Source organism: Janthinobacterium sp. GW456P (assembly GCF_002127655.1).
Classification (GTDB): Bacteria; Pseudomonadota; Gammaproteobacteria; order Burkholderiales; family Burkholderiaceae_D; genus Janthinobacterium.
The window spans coordinates 247164-268554 of the sequence record NZ_NEHB01000002.1; the positions used below are offsets into that span (position 1 = coordinate 247164).

The window sequence follows — 21391 nt, forward strand, 5'->3', positions numbered from 1 at the left end:
CACGCGCAACCCAGTTAGCAACAAGCACACCATACAAGATGGCTGAATTCTACGTCAAAGGGCGTTACCGGCAACAGTTTTCAGCACCGCCTTGATGACGTGAGGAACGCCTTACTTGACCTCGGGCTCGCTGACCACGTCTTCGCTGGCCAGTTCCGCCACTTCCGCGTCGGCGTCGCTGACCTGGTTCGCCGCTTCCGGCGCAGGCTCGGCCGCCACGTCGCCCTCTTCCGCGCCTTCGTCGCCTTCGTCCCCCGCGTCTTCCTCGTAATCGAGTTCGGCGTCGGCCGCCGCATCGGGCACGGCGGCGATTTCCAGCAACCGCGCTTCAATGCTCAGGTCGACTTCATCCCAGCGCAGCAAATCCAGTTTCACCTGGGCGCCGCGCGCCACCGACGGCATGCCCGGCAGCTTGATGACCAGCGGAATGTCAACCAGACGCAGGATTTCATCCTTCAGCACGACGGCATCGACCTGGCGCGCGTTTTCCTGGTGCAGCCAGCGCAAGCACCAGTAGCGTTCCATATTCGACTGGAAATCGCCATACGCGGCATAGGCGGCGTCGAAGGCCGAGACGATGGCGAACAGATTCGCATCGCGCGGCTTGAACGGGGCCACCAGCGGCGCCGTCACGCCATGCTCGGCGCAGGCGATGATTTGCCACTGGTTCACCAGATCCGTGTAGCGGCGCAGGGGCGAAGTGCTCCACGCGTATTGATCCACGCCCAGGCCCTGGTGCGGCGCCGCATGGGTGACCATGCGCACTTGCATCTTTGCCGCCCAGCTATTGCCGCTGCCGCCGCCCTGGCTGCGGTAGATGCCGGGCACGCCATGGTCGTGCAGCATCTTGCCCCAGGTACTATTAGCAAAAATCATCAATTCGGCGACGATCTTGTCCAGCGGCGCACCGCGCTTGCGGCGCGCCACGGTGACGATGTCGTTTTCCACATAAAAGTTGAAATCGACGCGGTTGTTCTGTTCCGGCTTCAGGCCAAACGCTTCGCGCTTCTTCATGCGGCCCTGTTCCAGCTGCTGCGCCCATTGCCACAGCACGGCGAAGTCGGCCTTGTGCGGGTACTCGCCTTCGCCGCTGGCCAGGGTTTCCTCGTTGACCAGGTCGTCGAGCTGGTTGTGGCGCAAGTTGCTGGCGATCGGCACCAGTTCGGCGATGGTGTGCGTGCTGACGACGGCCCAGTCCGCTTTCGGGTCCAGGGTCGCGTACAGCGACAGGGCCGGGCACGTCGTGCCTTCCGCGAGCGTAAACGCATTGACGATTTCATCGGGCAGCATGGTGATCTTGTCGCCCGGCATGTAGACGGTCGACATGCGCTGGCGCGCCATCTTGTCGATCACGTCTTCCGGGCGGATACCCAGGCCTGGCGCGGCGATGTGAATACCCACTTTCACGGTGCCATCGGGCAAGGGTTGCACGGAGAAAGCATCGTCGATCTCGGTCGTGGTCACGTCGTCGATCGAGAAGGCGGCCACGTCGGCCAGCGGCAGCTTGGCCGTCACGGCCGGCACGGGCACGGTGGGGAAACCGGCGCCTTTCGGGAAGTTCTCGAAGAGGAATTTCGACAGGTGCAAGTCTTTTGGCGAAGCGATACCACCGGCGGCCAGCATCAGGCGCGGCGGCGTCGTGTGCAACTCCGTGCAGGCCGCTTCCAGCGCCTTGTATTCGATGGTGTTCTTGTCCGGCTTGAACAGCAGTTGCAGCACCATGGGCTGCATGGACGCAGGCAGACGGTTCTGTTTCAGCTCTTCCACATAGCCTGCCTGCACCAGCGCCTGCTGCTTTTTCTTTTCGATGCCGGCCAAGGCCGCCTTCAACGATGCTTCCGGCGCCGCCTTGTAGCGGCCACGGCCCTTCTTGTAGAAATACACGGGCGCCGAATGCAGTGCCAGGATCAGGCCGGCCGCTTCCGGCGGCAATGGCGCATGACCGAAATACTCGGCGCCCAGCTCGGCAAAGCCGAACTCGTCTTCGCCCGCGACTTCCCACAGGAAATCGAGGTCGATCTCGGCAGCGGTGCTCTTGGCGTGCTCGAGCAGTTCGGCCGGGGCCGGCTTTTCATACTGCAGCAGCACGTCCTTGACCTTGACCTTGGTGCGCTTGCCGCTGGCCATTTCGACCTGGTACGCTTCACCCGCTTGCGACAGGACCGTGCCGACCTTGAAATCGCCGGATTCTTCAAAAAATAGATTCATTGTTATGCTTTGTTTATTAGTGTGTCGGTTGCAGCGGTGCGAGTGACGGACGTCAACTCGAGCACCGCCGGCAAAAATACTTCGGTTACCAGCAGCAAACCCTGGTGACGCTGATACAGGCAGCGGCGGGCAAAAAACAGCGCCTGCTCGTCGGCGCGCCGCCCTTCCCCTGCCAGCGCCGCCTGCGCCCGCTGCACCAGCGGATGGCCGGCGCGCAAGCGGGCAAATTCCAGTGCACCGCGGCGTACCATGCGGTCGCCAAACAGGGTCGTGCCCAGCGAACGCTCACCCAGCGCGGAAAACAGGGGCCAGTCCGTGGCCGTCGCCTGCATGGGCACGACGGTGTGGCCGAACACGGCCGGTTTGTTATCACAACGCAACAGCACTTCGCGTTCCCATACCCTCCCCGCACGGTGCAAACCGATGATCGCGGCCTCGTCGCTCAAGCAACGTGCCGTTTCCTGATGCAAACATTGCACGCGGAACGCGCTGCTATGCGCTTTCAGCTTGGCCGTCAGCGAACCGCCGCCCGTGAGCCAGTGGCGCAAGACCGGCGGCGCATTAACGGCGTTGACGTGCGCATGCCATTGCGCCTGCCGCAGCGAACCCGGCCTCACTGGGCGGCGTCCGTCGGGATGCCGCAAAAGGCCAGCACGGGCGCCAGGTAGTCGGCAAATTCGCTGATGCCATGGTCGCTGCCGTCGATGACGCACTGCCGCGCCCCCTGATAATGCGCCACCATGTCGCGGTAGTCGAGCACTTCATCGCCCGTGGCGGCAATCAGGAAGTAACGTTGCGGTTCAGTAATTTTCTCTACAGCAAAGGTTCCAAGCTCGGCGATGTATTCGCGCTTGAACTCGAATGGCTTGTCCGAATGAAACTCCGTCGTCACGCCCACATGCTGTTCCAGGTCGATCAGGGGCACGATGGCGGGATTGAGCAAGACGGCGCGGCAACCGAGCCGCTCGGCCAGCCAGGTGGCGTAATAGCCGCCCAGCGAGGAGCCGATAATCGTCAGGTCGGCCGGCGCCACATCCTTGACCAGCGACAGGGCCAGTTCGATGGCCAGCTTGGGCGAGGCCGGCAATTGCGGGCACAGCCATTCATCTGCGCGGCGCAGCGCCTGCATCTGCGCGGCCAGCAGGCGCGACTTCATCGACTGAGGCGACGAGCGGAATCCATGCAGGTACAGAATCATCGGCCCAGCGCCTCCAGCAATTTCTGGTGCACGCCGCCAAAGCCGCCATTGCTCATGACGACGATCTGGTCGCCGGGACGGGCGCTGGCGGTCACGGCCGCCACGAGGCTATCGATGTCTTCATAGGCGCTGGCAATCTTGCCCAGCGGTGCCAGCGCGTCGCCCAGGCTCCAGCCCAGCGCGGCATGACTGCCGAAACCGAAGACCAGGTCCGCATCCTTGAGGCTGCCCGGCAACGCATCTTTCATGGCGCCCAGCTTCATGGTGTTCGAACGCGGTTCCAGCACGGCCAGGATGCGGCCCGTCTGGCCAATTTTCTGCCGCAGCCCGCCCACGGTGGTGGCAATGGCCGTCGGATGGTGCGCGAAATCGTCGTACACGGTAATGCCATTGACCACGCCGCGCACTTCCATGCGGCGCTTGACGCTCTCGAAGCTGGCCAGCGAAGCGCACGCCTGGGCAATCGGCACGCCCACGTGGCGCGCGGCGGCGATGGCTGCCAGCGCATTGCTGCGGTTGTGCTTGCCCGTCAGCGCCCACGCCACATGGCCTTCCTGCTGGCCATTGAAGAACACGTCGAAGCTGCCATCGGCCTGCTCTTGCAGTTGCCAGTTGGCATCTTGACCAAAGCTTTCCTGTTCGCTCCAGCAACCGCGCGCCAGCACGCGCTGCAGCGACGCTTCGTCGCCGTTGAACACGAGGCGGCCGATGCCGGGCACGGTGCGCACCAGGTGGTGGAATTGCGTCTCGATCGCGTGCAGATCGGGGAAGATGTCGGCGTGATCGTATTCCAGGTTATTCATGACGGCCGTCTTCGCGTGGTAATGCACGAACTTGCTGCGCTTGTCGAAGAAGGCCGTATCGTATTCGTCGGCTTCGATGACGAAGAAGTCCGACTCAGCGCTCTTGCCATCGATCTTGCCGCTAAGGCGGGCGGAAATGCCAAAGTTCATCGGCACGCCGCCGATCAGGAAGCCCGGCGCGTAGCCCGCGTCGTCGAGTATCCAGGCCAGCATGGCGGATGTTGTCGTCTTGCCATGCGTGCCGGCCACGGCCAGCACCCACCGGTTGCGCAGGATGTGTTCGCCGATCCACTGCGGGCCGGAGACATACGGCAGGCTGCGGTTGAGGATTTCTTCCACCAGCGGGTTGCCGCGCGAGACGACATTGCCAATCACATACAAATCCGGGTTCAGCTTGGTCTGTTCCGGATCGAACCCTTGGATCAGTTCGATTCCCTGCGATTCCAGCTGGGTGCTCATCGGCGGATAGACGTTGGCATCGCAACCGGTGACTTTATGGCCGGCTTCCTTGGCCAGGACAGCCAGGCCGCCCATGAAGGTACCGCAAATACCGAGAATATGAATATGCATGTGATCAGTGCGAAAGGCGCACGCTTAAGTAAGTAAGACGGTGAGATAAAAAACAGCAAGTGCAGGATTTTACCTGACGCCATGACTTTTTCCGCTTCAGAGTATCATCTCGCTCATGACGAACGATGCATTTGACGATAGCGCCCAGTTGCGCCTTGAAATCGCCGCCGCCGCCGCGCGCCTCGTGGCGCAGGATGGCGCCGATTATGGCAGCGCCAAGCGCAAGGCGGCGCGGCAGGTCCTGGGCGACGCGCCGAACCGGCCGAATATACTTCCTGACAACGAGATGATCGAAGAACAGGTGCGGCAATACAATGCCCTGTTTCTGGCCGACAGCCAGCCGGCACGGTTGTTCCAGCTGCGCACGATTGCGCTGCAGGTCATGGAGGCGTTGCAACAATTTCATCCCCTGCTCAGCGGCCCCGTGCTCAATGGCACAGCCGGCCCCCATGACGAGATCTATTTGCAGCTGTTTGCCGAGAGCGCCAAGGAAATCCACATCTTCCTGCTGAATAAAAATGTCGTGCTCGACATGTCGGAAAGCCCGCATTTCAAGGGAGCGCGTTATGATGCGGTCGAGACAGCCAGTTTCTTGTGGAAAAATGAAGGCGTGCACGCCGCCATGTATGAGCTCGACGATATGCGCGGCGCGCTGAAAGCCAAGGCCGACGGCAAGGTGCTGCGCACCGATATCGCCGGGCTGCGCAGCCTGCTGGCCGCCAGCCTTGCCGATGGCGTACCGGCTGCCGACTAACATTGATATAGATAAAGTTATGACAAAAAAGAATTGGATCGCCTGCGCCATCGTGGCGCTGATGTTTGGCGGCATGGGCGCCTACGTCGGCCTGAGCAAGGAAAAGGCAAAGCAAGCGGGACCGCTGACGACCACCATCGCGCCAGGCGCGACGGGTCCCGTCGATGAGCTGTATGCGCTGTCCCTGCCGGACGCTGCGGGCGCCACGCAAGCCTTGTCGCAGTGGAAAGGCAAGAATTTGCTGGTCAATTTCTGGGCGCCGTGGTGCCCGCCCTGCGTGGAAGAAATGCCGGAGTTATCCGAAGTACAAGGCCACTATGCGGCGAAAAACCTGCAGGTGATCGGCATCGGTATCGATTCGGCCAGCAATATTGCCACTTTTGCCAGCAAGTTCAAGATTGCCTATCCCGTGTATGTCTCCGGCATGAGCGGCACCGACCTGTCGCGCCATTTTGGCAATGCCTCGGGCGGTTTGCCCTTTACGGTGCTGATCGGCGCCGATGGCGAAGTCAAAAAGACCTATCTGGGCCGCTTGAAATTTGATCAGTTACGCGCCGATCTGGATAAATTGTAAATTCGGAGCGTGCTTTTTTCTCTTGCCAATGCGTATCTTTGGCGGCAAAATGCGGAACTTTCGCTAAAACGGTCTTCCATACATGGCAAAAAACCTCCTTCTGCTCAACGGTCCCAACCTGAATTTGCTGGGAACGCGCGAGCCTGAGGTCTACGGCGCCAGCACCTTGGCCGATATCGAACAGGCAGCAATGGCGCAAGCCATGGCGGCCGGTGCCGACCTGGTCTGCTTTCAAAGCAACCACGAAGGCGCGCTGATCGACCGCATCCATGCCGCGCGAGCGGAAGGGATCGATGCCATCGTCATCAATCCGGGCGGCCTGACCCATACCAGTGTTGCCTTGCGCGATGCGCTGGCCGGGGTCGCCATCCCGTTCGTGGAAGTCCATATCTCGAATATTTATCAACGCGAAACGTTTCGACATCACTCATTTCTCAGCGCGATCGCGCAGGGGACGATCTGCGGGCTAGGTATCGATGGATATCGGTTTGCCATCGACTTTGCGCTTAAAAAACGTTAATCTACGCGATCTGCACGCATTTAGCGCGGCGATAGCTTGTTGGACATCACCGCATCACTCATAAAACAAACTACATTCCTAGGGGTTTTACATGGATCTACGAAAACTCAAGACCTTGATCGACCTGGTCGCCGAATCGGATATCGCAGAGCTGGAAGTTACCGAAGGCGAAAGCAAGGTTCGCATCGTCAAATCGTCGGCCATGCCGCAAAACCAGATGGTCATGATGCAGCCGCAAGGCATGCAAGCGCAATACCAGCCAGCCGCGCCAGCCGCCGCGCCGGCACCCGCGGCAGCTGCCGTCGTGGTCGCCGCCGAGCCAACGGGTTATGTGGTCAAGTCGCCGATGGTCGGCACCTTCTACCGTTCCTCCGCTCCTGGCAGCGCCGCCTATGTTGAAGTGGGCTCGACCGTCAAGGAAGGTGATACCCTGTGCATCATCGAAGCGATGAAGCTCCTGAATGAAATCGACTCGGACAAAGCCGGCGTCGTGACCCAGATTCTGGTCGAAAACGGCCAACCGGTCGAATTCGGTCAACCCCTGTTTGTGATCGGCTAAAACCCAGTCCACACGGCCGGCAACGGCCGTTTGCAGTTTTAGCCCCTCACACTTGTTGTTTCGCCGGCTCGCCGGCTCTCACAGACATACGCGAACCTACCATGTTTGAAAAAATCCTGATTGCCAACCGTGGTGAAATTGCCCTCCGTATTCAGCGCGCCTGCCGCGAAATGGGCATTAAAACGGTTGTAGTCCACTCCGAAGCCGACAAGGACGCGAAATACGTCAAGCTGGCCGACGAATCCGTTTGTATCGGGCCGGCACAGTCCGCCCTGAGCTACCTGAACATGCCCGCCATTATCAGCGCCGCTGAAGTGACGGACGCGCAAGCGATTCACCCAGGCTATGGCTTCCTGTCGGAAAACGCCGACTTCGCCGAACGCGTCGAGAAATCGGGCTTCGTCTTCATCGGCCCGCGCTCCGAATCGATCCGCCTGATGGGCGATAAAGTATCGGCCAAGCAAACCATGATCAAGGCGGGCGTACCGTGCGTACCCGGCTCCGAAGGCGCCTTGCCGGACGATCCGAAAGCGATCGTGCAAATTGCCCGCAAAATCGGCTACCCGGTGATCATCAAGGCCGCCGGCGGCGGTGGCGGACGCGGCATGCGCGTGGTGCACACGGAAGCGGCCCTGATCAACGCCGTGGCGATGACCAAGACGGAAGCGGGCACCGCTTTCGGCAACCCTGAAGTGTATATGGAGAAGTACCTGGAAAATCCGCGCCACGTGGAAATCCAGATCCTCGCCGACGAACACAAGAACGCCGTCTGGCTGGGCGAGCGCGACTGCTCCATGCAGCGCCGCCACCAGAAAGTGATCGAAGAAGCACCAGCGCCGGGCATCCCGCGCAAACTCATCGAGAAAATTGGCGACCGTTGCGCCGAAGCGTGCCGCAAGATCGGCTACCGCGGCGCCGGCACCTTCGAATTCCTGTACGAAAACGGCGAGTTCTATTTCATTGAAATGAATACCCGCGTGCAAGTGGAGCATCCGGTCACCGAGATGATCACCGGCATCGACATCGTGCAGGAACAGATCCGCATCGCCGCCGGTGAAAAGCTGCGCTACCGCCAGCGCGACGTCATGCTGTCGGGCCACGCGGTCGAGTGCCGCATCAACGCCGAAGATCCGTTCAAGTTCACACCGTCGCCAGGCAAGATCGTCTCTTGGCATGCACCGGGCGGCCCCGGCATCCGCGTCGATTCGCACGCCTACGCCGGCTACTACGTGCCGCCGCACTACGACTCGATGATCGGCAAAGTGATCGCTTACGGCGCCACGCGCGAACAAGCGATCCGCCGCATGCAGATCGCCCTGTCCGAAATGGTGGTCGAAGGCATCAACACGAATATCGCCCTGCACCGCGAACTGATGATCGACGCGCGCTTCATCGAAGGCGGCACCAACATTCACTATCTGGAACAGAAGCTGGCCGACATGCCGGACTTGGGCAAGAACCTGAATGGCGGCAGCCCCAGCATCGCCAAGAAATCCGAAATCAAGGCGGGCGCATGAGCTGGACGGAAATCGTCATCGAAATCGCCCGTAACAACGCCGAGGCCATGTCCGACGCGTTGATGGAAGCTGGCGCCCTGTCCGTCTCGGTGGAGGATGCCGACGAAGGCACGGATGCCGAGCAGCCCCTGTTTGGCGAACCGGGCATGGAACCGAAGGAAGCGGCGTGGGAACGCAGCCGCGTGGTGGCGCTGACGGACGTCGACGCCGACCAGGCCGCCATCGTGGCCGCCGCCGCCCAGGCGGTCGGCATGGCGGATGTGCCCGCCTTTAGCGTACGCCCCGTGGAAGAGCAGGACTGGGTGCGTTTGACCCAGTCGCAATTCGCGCCGATTCACATCGGCAAGAATATCTGGGTTGTGCCCAGCTGGCACGAGGCACCGGACCCAAGCGGCCTGATCCTGGAACTGGACCCGGGCCTGGCGTTCGGCACGGGCAGCCACCCGACCACGCGTTTGTGCATGGAGTGGCTGGAAGCCCATCCCGCCCCCGGGAAGACCGTGCTCGACTACGGTTGCGGTTCCGGCATCCTGGCCATGGTGGCCAAGAAACTCGGTGCGGAAACTGTCGCTGGCGTCGATATCGACCCGCAAGCGATCGAATCGGCGCGCGACAATGCCGAACGCAACCAGTGCGAGATCGAATATTTCTTGCCGGATACGTTTGCCACCTCGGCACACGCCACGGCCAAGTTTGACATCGTCGTCGCCAACATCCTGTCGAGCCCATTGAAACTGATGGCGCCGATGCTCTCTAGCCGCGTCGCCGACGGCGGCGCGCTGATCCTGTCCGGCGTGCTGGCGCGCCAGGCGGAAGAAGTGGCCGCTGCCTACGCACCGTTCATCCAGCTGGGTGTATGGGCCGAGCAAGACGGCTGGGTGGCCCTGCATGGCCACCTGGGTGCAACGCAAGCGCCTGCGCCCCGCGCGGAAGGTGCATAAGCACAGCAATGGCCCTCGCCACCAAATGCCCCCATTGCAACACGATATTTCGGGTCGCTGCAGACCAATTGAAGTTACGTGGGGGCATCGTGCGCTGTGGCACGTGCAGGGAAGTGTTTGACGGCAATGCCGCGTTGGTCGATCCAGCCGCGGCATCGCCGTTCTTAACATCCGCTCCCGGTACTGCCGCCCCACCGTCAAGCAGTTATCTGGCCGACAACAGCCTGCCGTCCGCCACGGACGACGAACCCATCTACTCCCTCGACTTCGACACCTCGTTCGACCCGTTTGGCATCCTGCCGGAAACGGCAAAGCTCAAGGACGACGCGGACGATGGCGAGCACATCGAGCTGGACCTCGACGTCAGCCTGCCTGAAGAGGTAGCAGCCGACGCACCGCCCGAACTCCCCGAAGACACACCGGCAGACACACCGGCCGAGCTGCCTGAACCACCGTTGCCCCAGCCGATGGCGCCCTTCAAGCGCCGCCAGGTCGATGACGCGCCCGCCTTTGCCACGTATTTGCGCGACAGCCGCCGCGAACCGAATCTGGAAACTGGCGCCGCAGCGGCGCCGCCCGCGACCGAGAAAGTCAGCCTGGACAAGCCCGTGCCGCCTGCGCCTGCCGCAGCCAGCCCCGCGCGCCGCGAACCCACGCTGGCCGACCATGCCTTCACGCCGCTGCCCGCCGCCGTTGCGCCGGCTCCAGCCGAAGAGCAGGAAGAACCCGTCCTGCCGCCAGCCGACGACGAACCGGCTTTCGTCACCCAGGGCCGGCGCCGCGAACAGAGCAGCAAGGCCCTGCGCGTGGCCATGGCCGCCGGCTCGGTGGCACTTCTGCTTTTGTTATTCCTGCAGGTAATGACCACCTTCCGCAATCCGCTGGCGGCGCAATTCCCGCAGTGGAAGCCGACCCTGGTCACGCTGTGCAAGCTCAGCGGCTGCCAGGTCGACTTGCCGGCGCAGATCGAGGCGCTGGCCATCGAGCAGGGCGAGCTGCAGACCCTGAAGGAACAGACGTTCTCCTATGTCTCGCTGCTGCGCAACCAAAGCCGCAGCGTGCAAGCCTGGCCCAGCATCGAACTGATACTCAACGACGCCAACGACAAGCCGCTCTTGCGCCGCGTGATCGCGCCGCGCGACTACCTGCCAGCCACTATCGACGTGAGCACGGGGTTTGCGCCGCGCTCGGAACAAACCATCAAACTGTATTTTGCATTAGACCAGCTCACGGCGTCTGGCTACCATATCGCCATCTTTTACCCTTAACAGGCACTATCATGACCAAAACATCGCTGATCTGCGGCTCGCTTGCCACCGACACCATCATGCAATTCCCCGGCCGCTTCGGCGAATCGCTGCTGGCCGACCAGTTGCACAAGGTGAACGTCTCCTTCCTCGTGCCCACCATGCGCACGGAATTCGGCGGCTGCTCGGGCAACATCGCCTACAGCCTGAAAATGCTGGGCGGCGACCCGCGCATCGTCGGCGTCATGGGGCAAGACAGTGCCGCCTACCTGGAGCGCCTGCAAAAGCTGGGCATTTCCACCGCCAACATCCTGATCAAGGCGGACAGCTACAACGCGCAGTGCTTCGTCACGGCCGATGCGGACAATAATCAGATCAACGCCTTCCACCCGGGCGCCATGTCGTTCGCGCATGAAAACCCGATCGCCAATGCGGGCCCGGCCAAGGTCGCCATCATCTCGCCGGACGGCGACCAGGGCATGCTCAAGCACGCCGCCGACCTGGCCGAGCTGGGCATCCCCTTCATGTTTGATCCGGGCCAGCAGTTGCCACGTTTTAATGGTGAACAGTTGATCGACTTCATCAACAAGGCCACGTATGTGTCGGCCAACGATTATGAGATGGAAATGTTGATGGAACGCACGGGTTTGACCCTGCCGGACATCGCCAGCCGCCTGCAAGCGCTGATCGTCACGCGTGGCGAAAAAGGGTCGGAGATCTATACGGACGGCAAGCGCATCGACATTCCTGTCGTGACCGCCAAGGAAGTACTGGACCCGACCGGTTGCGGCGACGCCTACCGTGCCGGCTTGCTGTTCGGCATCACCAACGACCTGGGCTGGGAAACCAGCGGCCGCCTGGCCAGCCTGCTGGGCGCCATCAAGATCGCCACCCAGGGTGCGCAAAACCACGTGTTTACGCCGGAGAGCATCGCCGAGCAGTTCGAAGCGGCGTTCGGTTACCGCTATTAATATGTAGGCCGGACTCAGGCCGGACGCGCGCGGCATACCACTAACCCTGCCTACGCTGCTGCGGCAGGATCAGCGCGTAGGTCGGATTAGCGGGGCGTAGCCACGCGTAATCCGACAACATCGCTGGCGTGGCCCGTGGTGATGCCGGGTTACGCTACGCTAACCCGGCCTACGCCGCCTCTCGTTTTACCTCAGTACAATAATCATCCCCACCAGCACTTGCGCGATCTGCAGCAGGATCAGTGCCACCAGCAGCGACAAATCCAGACTGCCCACCAGCGGCACCACCTTGCGGATCGGACGCAGCAGCGGCTCGTTCAGGGCCCGCACAAACGGCGCCAGCGGCGCATGCGGATTGACCCAGCTGAAGATGGCTTCGATGATCAGCAAGGCCATGAAACCGTAGAGTATCCATTGCAGGAAGCGTTGCAGCGACTTGAGCAGCACCACCTCGACGGGAGCGCCGGAAATAAACAGCACCGAGCTGGCCAGCAGCACGATGAGGAAGGCGCCGATCAGGCTGGCCCAGTCATACCCGCCCACGCCCGGCACCACGCGGCGCAGGGGGCGCACCAGCCAGTCGGACAATTGAAACGTGAATTGCGCCACCGACGAGGGCGGCCGCACGCGCACCGCCTGCATCCAGAAGCGCAGCAGCAGCACGCCGCCCAGCAAGGTGGCGATGGTATCAACGATCAATGTAAGGATAACGATCAGCACGACTAATTCTCCAAAAAAAAACCGCTGTGTGATTGAGTCACACAGCGGCGTGTTGCCTCATCCAGGCACCCGTATCGTTGGAATTACGATGGGCGGGTGCTGGTTGGGAATGGCCAGGCTGCAGCCGGTGCCAACACGGTTTTTGCTACAGGTGCGATAGGTGCCGATGGCTTGGCGACAGGAGCTGCCTTCTTCGGTGCGGCCTTTTTAGGCGCGGCCTTCTTGGCGGCTGGCTTGGCGGCCACGGCGGCTGGTGCCGCTGGAGCCGCTGCCGGCGCTGCTGCTGGCGCGGCTGCCACGACTGGTGCTGCGGCTGGCTTGGCGGCTGGCTTGGCGGCAGGTTTCGCTGCTGCTTTCGCTGCCGGCTTGGCCGCTGGCTTGGCTGCAACTTTTGCTGCCGGCTTCGCTGCTACCTTGGCCGCTGGCTTGGCTGCAGGTTTTGCTGCGACCTTGGCGGCAGGTTTCGCTGCTGCTTTGGCGGCTGGCTTCGCTGCGACCTTGGCCGCTGGCTTGGCTGCCGCTTTCGCTGCCGGCTTCGCTGCTGCCTTGGCCGCTGGCTTGGCTGCCGCCTTCGTTGCTGGCTTCGCCGCTACCTTGGCCGCTGGCTTGGCTGCCGGCTTCGCCGCTACCTTGGCCGCTGGCTTGGCTGCCGCTTTGGCCGCTGGCTTCGCTGCAGCTTTTGCTGCTGGCTTGGTTGCTGCCTTGGCGGCCGGCTTGGCTGCTGCCTTGGCGACGACTTTCTTCGCTGCTGGCTTGGCGGCCGCTTTGGCGGCAGGCTTCGCTGCTGCCTTGGCTGCAGGTTTCGCTGCGGCTTTTTTCACTGCTGGCTTGGCGACAGCTTTTGCTGCTGGCTTCGCTGCGGCTTTGGCGGCCGGCTTGGCAGCTGGTTTTGCTGCGGCTTTTTTCGCTGCTGGCTTGACTGCTGCCTTGGCGGCTGCCTTGGCTACAGGTTTCGCTGCGGCTTTTTTCACTGCTGGCTTGGCTGCTGCTTTGGCGGCCGGTTTTGCCGCGGCTTTTGCTGCTGGCTTGGCGGCTGGTTTGGCGGCTGGTTTGGCTGCGGCTTTTTTCGCTACAGGCTTGGCTGCCGCCTTGGCGGCCGGTTTTGCTGCGGCTTTCGCTGCCGGCTTGGCCGCTGGTTTCGCTGCGGCTTTCGCTACTGGCTTGGCAGCCACTTTTGCTGCAGGTTTGGCTGCGGCTTTGGCGGCCGGTTTCGCTGCTGGTTTCGCTGCGGCTTTGGCAGCTGGTTTAGCGGCAACCGTCTTCGCTGCGGCTGCCGGCTTCTTCGCGGCAGGAGCAGCCTTGGCGGCTGGTTTCTTTACTTCTGATTTCTTAGCGGCTGTTGCCATTTGTCTCTCCTTCATCTGAGATGAGAAATTTAAGCTACAAGATTTAAACCCGTCCGACCCACCACAGGGATAGGCCAGGCGAATTATTCATCGGCACAAACGGTCGTTTGCGCTAATGAATTCGGCACCAGCTGAACTGCTGCAACTCCTCACGTTTGCAGCACTTCAGCCATCGTCGGTGCCACCCTGCTTTATCTCGCAGCTGGTGGCAAAGTCTGAATTCGGTCATTCGTTTTCGATGCCGTGCGTTTTTTCGCTCCTCGCATCGCGCTCGCCACAACACCGATGCGTCAAAWAAAAAACCGCCATGCCTGAAAAAATTCGGGCACGGCGGCAGACGAAAACGGTGTGGTTTTGTGCATATCCGTGTAAATCTGTATCCCTGTTTTGCGAGGTTTTTTCGCTACCGCGCTGGTTAAAAAACCCCGCATTCTAACGCTCGCATTTGCAATCTCATAAAGTACACGAAAACCTTGTCAATGCGCAACCGGCACGACACGTTTTCGCCCGCTTTTTTGCACGATACGCGTGCTATCGCACAATCGCGCGGCAAATGCCGCCGCCAGCGTCTCCGGAAATGCTTTTTCGGGTGTGCGATGCGGCCATGCGCGGCATCCGGAAATCCTGGCGCAGGCCTCGTCGCATGCACCGATGATGCACGCATTTTTCCGCCGCCACGCACGCAAAAAAAAAAGCGCCGTCACGATGACGGCGCTTGTTGGCGTAGCCTGAAAAAGGATTACTCCCAGTTCAGCGCACCACCCGTTTGATACTCGGTCACGCGCGTCTCGAAGAAGTTGCGTTCCTTCTTCATGTCGATCATTTCGCTCATCCACGGGAACGGGTTTTCTTCCTGGACGAACAGCGGCTCGATGCCAATCTGCTGCGCGCGGCGGTTGGCGATGCAGCGCAGATAGCCCTTCGTTCAGACCCAGCACGCCGCGCGGCATGGTGTCTTCCGCGTACGCGTATTCCAGTTCCACGGCTTTCATGAACAGATCCTTGATCTCTTCGCGGCAGGTCGTCATCCACGGCGGCGGGTTTTCCATCTTGATCGTGTTGATCAAGTAAATGTTCCGTCATAAAAGAAAAGCGCCGTCAGATGACGGCGCTTCGGCAAAACGGGATATGGCACCCCGCCTTGTATTTTTACTTCAGTACTGGCTTATTCCCAGTTCAGCGCACCGCCGGTCTGGTACTCGGTCACGCGCGTCTCGAAGAAGTTGCGCTCCTTCTTCATGTCGATCATTTCGCTCATCCACGGGAACGGGTTTTCTTCCTGGGCGAACAGCGGTTCGATGCCGATCTGCTGCGCGCGGCGGTTGGCGATGAAGCGCAGATAGCCCTTGAACATCGGCGCGTTCAGACCCAGCACGCCGCGCGGCATGGTGTCTTCCGCGTACGCGTATTCCAGTTCCACGGCTTTCATGAACAGATCCTTGATCTCTTCGCGGAAGGCGGCCGTCCACAGCTGCGGGTTTTCCATCTTGATCGTGTTGATCAAGTCGATGCCGAAGTTGCAGTGCATCGATTCGTCGCGCAGGATGTACTGGTACTGCTCGGCCGCGCCCATCATCTTGTTCTGGCGGCCCAGCGCCAGGATCTGCGTGAAGCCGACGTAGAAGAACAGGCCTTCCATCAGGCAGGCAAACACGATCAGGGATTTCAGCAGCTTCTGGTCGTTTTCCACCGTGCCGGTGACGAAGGCCGGATCGGTCAGGGTGTTGATGAACGGGATCAGGAATTCATCCTTGTCGCGGATCGACTTGACTTCGTTGTAGGCGTTGAATATCTCGCCTTCGTCCAGGCCCAGCGATTCGACGATGTACTGGTAGGCGTGCGTATGGATCGCTTCCTCGAACGCCTGGCGCAGCAGGTACTGGCGGCATTCCGGCGCCGTGATGTGGCGGTAGGTGCCCAGCACGATGTTGTTGGCGGCCAGCGAGTCGGCCGTCACGAAGAAACCCAGGTTGCGCTTGACCAGGCGACGCTCGTCGTCCGTCAGGCCGTTCGGGTTCTTCCACAGCTCGATATCGCGCTGCATGTTCACTTCCTGCGGCATCCAGTGGTTGGCGCAGCCGGCCAGGTATTTGTCCCACGCCCACTTGTACTTGAACGGCACCAGCTGGTTGACGTCCGTCTTGCCGTTGATGATGCGCTTGTCGTCGGCGTTCACGCGGAGCGCCACTTGCTCGGCGTTCGCTTCGGACGGCTCGGCGCCGGCCGGCAGGTTCAATTCGGTATTTCCCAGTGGCGCTTGCTGCGCCGGACGCGGCACAGCTGCCGACGTGGTTTCATCATCCCAAGACAACGACATATTCTTCTTCCTTTCCATGCCGGCTTACCGGCGGTCCGCAACAGGCCCGTTGAATCGGACAATACGGACATTGACAACATTGAATCAGCCCGACCGTGCCGGGCTGACAACTAAAATCTTACTGGCAGGCTTCGCATTCCTCAAAGCCATCGTCACCCGGACGCAGGTAGCAGGCTTCGCCATCGGCTTCCTCTGCTGCCGCTGCCGCCACCGGCGCCACGGCCACTGCTGCTGCCGCCACGACCGCTGCCTGGGCGCTCTGCGCGCTGGCCGACATGCCGCCGTCGACTGCCACGGCGTTCAGGGCGCCCGTCTTGGAGGTCGATTTCTCCATGTGGGTAGCGGCGATGGTACGCAGGTAGTAGGTGGTTTTCAGGCCGCGCAGCCATGCCAGCTTGTAGGTCTCGTCGAGCTTCTTGCCCGATGCGCCGGCCATGTAGATGTTCAGCGACTGGGCCTGGTCGATCCACTTCTGGCGACGCGAAGCCGCTTCCACCAGCCAGCTAGGCGACACTTCAAAGGCCGTGGCGTAGATGTCGCGCAGGTCTTGCGGGATGCGGTCGATCTTCACCAGCGAGCCGTCGAAGTACTTCAGGTCCGAGATCATGACTTCATCCCACAGGTCGCGCGCCTTCAGGTCGCGCACCAGGTAGCCGTTGATCTCGGTGAATTCGCCCGACAGGTTCGATTTCACGTACAGGTTCTGGAACGTCGGCTCGATACAGGCCGAGACGCCGATGATGTTCGAAATCGTCGCCGTCGGGGCGATCGCCACGCAGTTCGAGTTGCGCATGCCGAACTTGGCGATGCGTTCGCGCACCGGGGTCCAGTCCATGGCCGACGAGGAATCGACTTCCAGGTAGCCGCCGCGTTCTTCCGCCAGCAGTTTCACCGAGTCCTGCGGCAGGATGCCGCGGTCCCACAGCGAACCGGCGTACGATTCATAGCGGCCGCGCTCTTCGGCCAGTTCCGTCGACGCCAGGTAGGCGTAGTAGCAGACGGCTTCCATCGAGGTGTCGGCGAAGCTGACAGCCGCGTCCGAGGCGAACGGCACGCGCATCATGTGCAGGCAGTCCTGGAAACCCATGATGCCCATGCCGACCGGACGGTGGCGCATGTTCGAATTGCGCGCCTTGTCGACGGCGTAGTAATTGATGTCGATGACGTTGTCGAGCATGCGCATGGCCGTACGGATGGTCTTGGCCAGCTTGACGTGATCGAGCTTGCCTTCCTTCATGTGCGCCGGCATGTTGACGGAACCGAGGTTGCAGACGGCGATTTCGTCAGGGCCCGTGTTCAGCGTGATTTCCGTGCACAGGTTCGAGCTGTGGACGACGCCGACGTGCGACTGCGGGCTGCGGATGTTGCAAGGATCCTTGAACGTGATCCATGGGTGGCCCGTTTCGAACAGCATCGACAGCATCTTGCGCCACAGGTCCAGCGCCTGGATTTTCTTGAAGACGCGGATTTCGCCGGCGGCGGCCTTGGCTTCGTAGCCCAGGTAAGCCTGTTCAAAGGCCTTGCCGACCTTGTCGTGCAGGTCTGGCGTGTCGGACGGCGAGAACAGGGTCCATTCGCCTTTTTCCATGACGCGCTTCATGAACATGTCGGGAATCCAGTTCGCCGTGTTCATGTCGTGCGTGCGGCGGCGGTCGTCGCCCGTGTTCTTGCGCAGGTCGAGGAATTCCTCGATGTCCATGTGCCAGGTTTCCAGGTAGGCGCAGACGGCGCCCTTGCGCTTGCCGCCCTGGTTGACTGCCACGGCCGTGTCGTTGACCACTTTCAGGAACGGCACCACGCCTTGCGACTTGCCGTTGGTACCCTTGATGTGGGCGCCCAGGGCGCGCACCGGCGTCCAGTCGTTGCCCAGGCCGCCGGCGAACTTGGCCAGCAGCGCATTGTCCTTGATGGCGTCGTAGATGCCTTCCAGGTCATCGGAAACGGTGCTCAGGTAGCACGACGACAGCTGCGAGCGCAGGGTGCCCGAGTTGAACAGGGTCGGGGTCGAGCTCATGAAGTCGAACGAGGACAGCAGGCTGTAGAACTCGATGGCGCGCGCTTCGCGGTCCGCCTCGTTCAGCGCCAGGCCCATGGCCACGCGCATGTAGAACGCTTGCGGCATCTCGATGCGCACGTCCTGGATGTGCAGGAAGTAGCGGTCGTACAGGGTTTGCAGGCCGATGTAGCCGAATTGCAAGTCGCGCTCGGCGACGATGGCTTTGGCCAGGCGTTCCAGGTCGAAGCTGGCGAGTACCGGGTTCAGCAGCTCGGCGGCGATGCCCTTGGCAATGTATTGTGGGAAATACGTCAGGTATTCGGCAGCGGCGGCCGCTTGCGGCACTTCCTTGCCGAACACTTCCTTGCGCACCGTGTGCAGCAGGATGCGCGCCGTCACTTGCGAGTAGGCCGGGTCTTTTTCCATCAGCGCGCGCGCCGCCAGGATGGCCGACTTGTGCAGTTCTTCGACAGGCACGCCGTCGTACAGGTTCTTGACCGTTTCAGCCAGGATGGCGTCGGCATCGACGTGCTTTTCCAGGCCGGCGCAGGCGGCGTTGATCAGGTCGCGCACTTCCTGCATGTCCAGCAGGCGGCGCACGCCGTTGTCGGTGACATTTAATTGTGGTGCGGAAACTTGCGCGGAGGCGCCCTGCGCTTCCTTCTGCAGGCGGCGCTCTTCCATGTGCTTGGCACGGTACAGCACGTAGGCACGCGCCACGTCGTGCTCGCCCGAACGCATCAGCGACAGTTCCACCTGGTCTTGCACGTCTTCGATATGGAAGGTGCCGCCGCCCGGATGGCGGCGCACCAGCGCGGCGACGACGCCGTCGGTCAGCTGTTCCACCAGTTCGCGGATGCGCGCCGAGGCTGCGCCCTGGCCGCCGTTAACGGCCAAAAACGCCTTGGTCATGGCGATGGCGATCTTCGAAGGCTCAAATGCCACCACCGCGCCGTTGCGGCGGATGATGCGATAGTCGCCCAATGCCGCGCCCGTGCTCGCCACGCTGTTGGCCGCGCCTGGCGCTGGCGATACTGGCGTTGGATGGATGGAAATATCTTGTGGTGATTGCATTGAAGCTCCCGTTGTCAGCTAAAGTCAGCCTGCAGTTTTGCTGCCGCGTGTGTTGTTGAATAGAACGCCCGATGCTCAGGGTTTCTTCAGGTATTTGTTGCTAAATAGTAAATTAATAGTGCATAAAACAGGTCAGTATCCATAGCGCCATACCGCACTGCCCGGCTGGCGCGAAACACGATCAAGGGTGATAAACCGCCAGTTCCAGTGCTTTATCAGCAATCCGGGTAGCTTTGATAATAATTCTGAAAACGTCTGTGATGGCACTAGATATAGTCTTTACGCCCAACTTCCACACTAATTGTAGTGCCCATCGAAGGGCGATGCAATAGTTTTCCAGCATCCGCCGGTGTAATTTTTTGTATTTTCATATACGATTTCGGTTGACTTTTCAGGGCATGGATGGAAAGCCCAATCCCCGCGAAGTAAGCGCTAACGCAGGCAGCCCGCGCAGGATTTCCAGCCAGCACTCTTGATAAAAATGCCAGTCAAAAAACGGCCCCGGGTCTGTCTTCCTTCCCGGCGCGATATGCTCGTGGCCGCGCACATGGGACAGCCCGTAGCGCGCCGCCAGCGCCGCCGTCAACGCCGCCAGCACATGGTATTGCCGCCGCTGGAAAGGCACATCGTCCGCGCCCTCCATTTCGATACCGATGGAATAGCCGTTGCACTGCGGGCGTCCTTCGAACACGGACGCGCCCGCATGCCAGGCACGTTGATCAGTAGAAACATATTGCAACAACGCACCATCGCGCCGCACAAAAAAGTGCGCCGACACCTGCAAGCCACGCAGGTCGGCGAAAGAAGGATCGGCATTATAATCTACGCGGCCCGTAAACAAGTCGGACACATGCGGTCCGCCAAAGTGGCCGCCGGGCAAGCTGATGTTATGAATCACCAGCAGGTCGACTTGCGTACCGTCCGGGCGCGCATCGTGGTGCGGCGAGTCGTAGCGCAGCGCGCCGTCGCACCAGCCGTCTTCATCTATCGTCCATCCGCTCATCAAGTAAGGCTTCCTGTATCGTCAATTTCTGCATGCGGTAACGCAACTGGCGCACACTCAGGCCCAGCCGGCGCGCCGCCCGCGCGCGGTGATAACGCGCCTGGACCAGCGCCTGCATGATCATGTCGCGCTCGGCCTGGCGCAAATACACGTCCAGCGGCAGGACCGGCTCCACGCCAGACAACGCCATGCCGGGCAGGCACAGTTGCCGCTCCGGCAAGTCTGGCAATGCCGGCGCCGTCCGCAAGGGCATGCCGCCCGGCGCGGATGGCAAGGCCAGCCCGCCGAGTTCGATCACGCCGCCGTCGGCAAAGGCCAGTGCCCGCTCCAGCACGTTTTCCAGTTCGCGCACATTGCCGGGAAACGCATACGCGGCCAGGGCCGCCAGCACCGGCGGCGCCAGGCTCACGGCCCGGCGTGGCGACAGGCGCGCCAGGATCACCTCACATAATACCTGCAGATCGCCGCGCCGTTCGCGCAGCGGCGGCAGCGCCAGTTCGATCACGTTGAGGCGGTAAAACAGATCCTGGCGAAAGGTGCCGGCGGCCACGCCGCGCGCCAAGCCATGCTGGCTGGCGCACAGGATGCGCACGTCGACGGCTTCGTCGGCACTGCCGCCCAGCTTGCGCACGCGGCGCTCCTGCAGCACGCGCAACAGTTTCACCTGCATGGCCAGCGGCAGGTCGTCGACTTCGTCGAGCAGCAGGCTGCCGCCATGGGCCGCCTGGAACAAGCCCTGGCGCTCGTGCAGCGCGCCCGTGTAGGCGCCCGGGCGGCAGCCAAAGAATTCCGCTTCCATCAGCGCTTCGGGTATGGCGCCGCAGTTGACGGCAATAAACGGAAAGCCGGCGCGCGCGCCCTGCGCATGGATGGCGCGCGCCGCCAGTTCCTTGCCCGTGCCCGATTCGCCGCGGATGGCCACCGGCGCGCCGCAGCGGGCGATGCGGCTGATCTGCGCGCGCAGCGCCTGCATGGGCAAGGAATTACCGCTCAGTTGCGGTGCCGGCGGCATGCCGGCGGTGGTCACGGTCTGCTGGCTGGTGCGGGGACTGGACATGGGAGCGCGCCTTTCT

The 21391-nt window shown here is 61.6% G+C and carries 19 protein-coding genes and 1 pseudogene; 10 read left to right on the top strand and 10 right to left on the bottom strand.

The window, feature by feature from the left end:
- Nucleotides 1-111 precede the first annotated feature (111 nt).
- Genes CBW66_RS03525 through mpl form a run of 4 tightly spaced genes read right to left on the bottom strand, consistent with a single transcriptional unit; the run spans nt 112 to nt 4779 of the window.
- Complete coding sequence (locus CBW66_RS03525) at nt 112-2208, bottom strand: ribonuclease catalytic domain-containing protein (protein ID WP_086137062.1); 2097 nt, start codon at nt 2206-2208, stop codon at nt 112-114.
- A gap of 2 nt (nt 2209-2210) precedes the next feature.
- Nucleotides 2211-2825 carry a chorismate lyase gene (locus CBW66_RS03530; RefSeq protein ID WP_086137063.1) on the bottom strand — a complete coding sequence of 205 codons (615 nt, stop codon included), beginning with the start codon at nt 2823-2825 and terminating at the stop codon, nt 2211-2213.
- Nucleotides 2822-3406 (bottom strand): YqiA/YcfP family alpha/beta fold hydrolase, encoded by a 585-nt coding sequence (locus CBW66_RS03535; protein ID WP_086137064.1) that lies wholly within the window; start codon nt 3404-3406, stop codon nt 2822-2824. Before CBW66_RS03535 ends, CBW66_RS03530 begins: the two co-directional genes overlap by 4 nt.
- A complete protein-coding gene (gene mpl, locus CBW66_RS03540) occupies nt 3403-4779 on the bottom strand; it encodes a UDP-N-acetylmuramate:L-alanyl-gamma-D-glutamyl-meso-diaminopimelate ligase (protein ID WP_086137065.1) in 1377 nt (458 codons plus the stop codon). Before mpl ends, CBW66_RS03535 begins: the two co-directional genes overlap by 4 nt.
- A 115-nt stretch (nt 4780-4894) precedes the next feature.
- On the opposite strand from mpl, the gene CBW66_RS03545 reads away from it, so the two are divergent.
- From CBW66_RS03545 to CBW66_RS03580, 8 genes are all read left to right on the top strand, one after another.
- Nucleotides 4895-5533, top strand: coding sequence for a hypothetical protein (locus CBW66_RS03545; RefSeq protein WP_086137066.1), 639 nt, complete (start codon nt 4895-4897; stop codon nt 5531-5533).
- A 19-nt stretch (nt 5534-5552) separates the two neighbouring features.
- The gene (locus CBW66_RS03550) at nt 5553-6107 is read left to right on the top strand and encodes a TlpA disulfide reductase family protein (protein WP_086137067.1); all 555 of its coding nucleotides are present in this window, start codon (nt 5553-5555) and stop codon (nt 6105-6107) included.
- Between the two features lie 82 nt (nt 6108-6189).
- Entirely contained in the window at nt 6190-6627 is a 438-nt protein-coding gene (aroQ, locus tag CBW66_RS03555; RefSeq protein ID WP_034746628.1) for a type II 3-dehydroquinate dehydratase, read from the top strand.
- A 91-nt stretch (nt 6628-6718) separates the two neighbouring features.
- Nucleotides 6719-7186, top strand: a complete 468-nt coding sequence (accB, locus tag CBW66_RS03560; RefSeq protein ID WP_086137068.1) for an acetyl-CoA carboxylase biotin carboxyl carrier protein — start codon at nt 6719-6721, stop codon at nt 7184-7186.
- Between the two features lie 101 nt (nt 7187-7287).
- Complete coding sequence (gene accC, locus CBW66_RS03565; RefSeq protein ID WP_086137069.1) at nt 7288-8703, top strand: acetyl-CoA carboxylase biotin carboxylase subunit; 1416 nt, start codon at nt 7288-7290, stop codon at nt 8701-8703.
- Entirely contained in the window at nt 8700-9644 is a 945-nt protein-coding gene (prmA, locus tag CBW66_RS03570; protein WP_086137070.1) for a 50S ribosomal protein L11 methyltransferase, read from the top strand. The genes accC and prmA overlap by 4 nt, the downstream gene beginning before the upstream one ends.
- Nucleotides 9645-9652: 8 nt before the next feature.
- Entirely contained in the window at nt 9653-10912 is a 1260-nt protein-coding gene (locus CBW66_RS03575; protein WP_086137071.1) for a DUF3426 domain-containing protein, read from the top strand.
- An 11-nt stretch (nt 10913-10923) separates the two neighbouring features.
- Complete coding sequence (locus tag CBW66_RS03580) at nt 10924-11862, top strand: carbohydrate kinase family protein (protein ID WP_086137072.1); 939 nt, start codon at nt 10924-10926, stop codon at nt 11860-11862.
- Nucleotides 11863-12048: 186 nt separating this feature from the next.
- Here the strand turns inward: CBW66_RS03580 and CBW66_RS03585 are convergent, their stop codons facing one another.
- Nucleotides 12049-12582, bottom strand: coding sequence for a YggT family protein (locus tag CBW66_RS03585; RefSeq protein ID WP_227742044.1), 534 nt, complete (start codon nt 12580-12582; stop codon nt 12049-12051).
- Nucleotides 12583-12835: 253 nt separating this feature from the next.
- Between CBW66_RS03585 and CBW66_RS29210 the strand changes: the two genes are divergently transcribed.
- Complete coding sequence (locus tag CBW66_RS29210) at nt 12836-13501, top strand: hypothetical protein (RefSeq protein ID WP_205701104.1); 666 nt, start codon at nt 12836-12838, stop codon at nt 13499-13501.
- Between the two features lie 20 nt (nt 13502-13521).
- Entirely contained in the window at nt 13522-13947 is a 426-nt protein-coding gene (locus CBW66_RS29215; protein ID WP_205701105.1) for a hypothetical protein, read from the top strand.
- A 720-nt stretch (nt 13948-14667) separates the two neighbouring features.
- On the opposite strand, the pseudogene CBW66_RS03595 reads toward CBW66_RS29215, so the two are convergent.
- The 5 genes and pseudogenes from CBW66_RS03595 to CBW66_RS03615 form a co-directional block, all read right to left on the bottom strand.
- Nucleotides 14668-15001, bottom strand: a pseudogene (locus CBW66_RS03595) (ribonucleotide-diphosphate reductase subunit beta); the annotation flags it as partial.
- Between the two features lie 92 nt (nt 15002-15093).
- Nucleotides 15094-16245, bottom strand: a complete 1152-nt coding sequence (locus CBW66_RS03600; RefSeq protein WP_086137074.1) for a ribonucleotide-diphosphate reductase subunit beta — start codon at nt 16243-16245, stop codon at nt 15094-15096.
- A 118-nt stretch (nt 16246-16363) separates the two neighbouring features.
- On the bottom strand, nt 16364-19315 hold the full coding sequence (locus tag CBW66_RS03605) for a ribonucleoside-diphosphate reductase subunit alpha (RefSeq protein ID WP_086137075.1): 2952 nt from the start codon (nt 19313-19315) through the stop codon (nt 16364-16366).
- A gap of 391 nt (nt 19316-19706) precedes the next feature.
- Nucleotides 19707-20318 carry a 1,6-anhydro-N-acetylmuramyl-L-alanine amidase AmpD gene (gene ampD, locus CBW66_RS03610; RefSeq protein ID WP_086137076.1) on the bottom strand — a complete coding sequence of 204 codons (612 nt, stop codon included), beginning with the start codon at nt 20316-20318 and terminating at the stop codon, nt 19707-19709.
- A complete protein-coding gene (locus CBW66_RS03615; protein ID WP_086137077.1) occupies nt 20296-21375 on the bottom strand; it encodes a sigma 54-interacting transcriptional regulator in 1080 nt (359 codons plus the stop codon). Before CBW66_RS03615 ends, ampD begins: the two co-directional genes overlap by 23 nt.
- Nucleotides 21376-21391 lie beyond the last annotated feature (16 nt).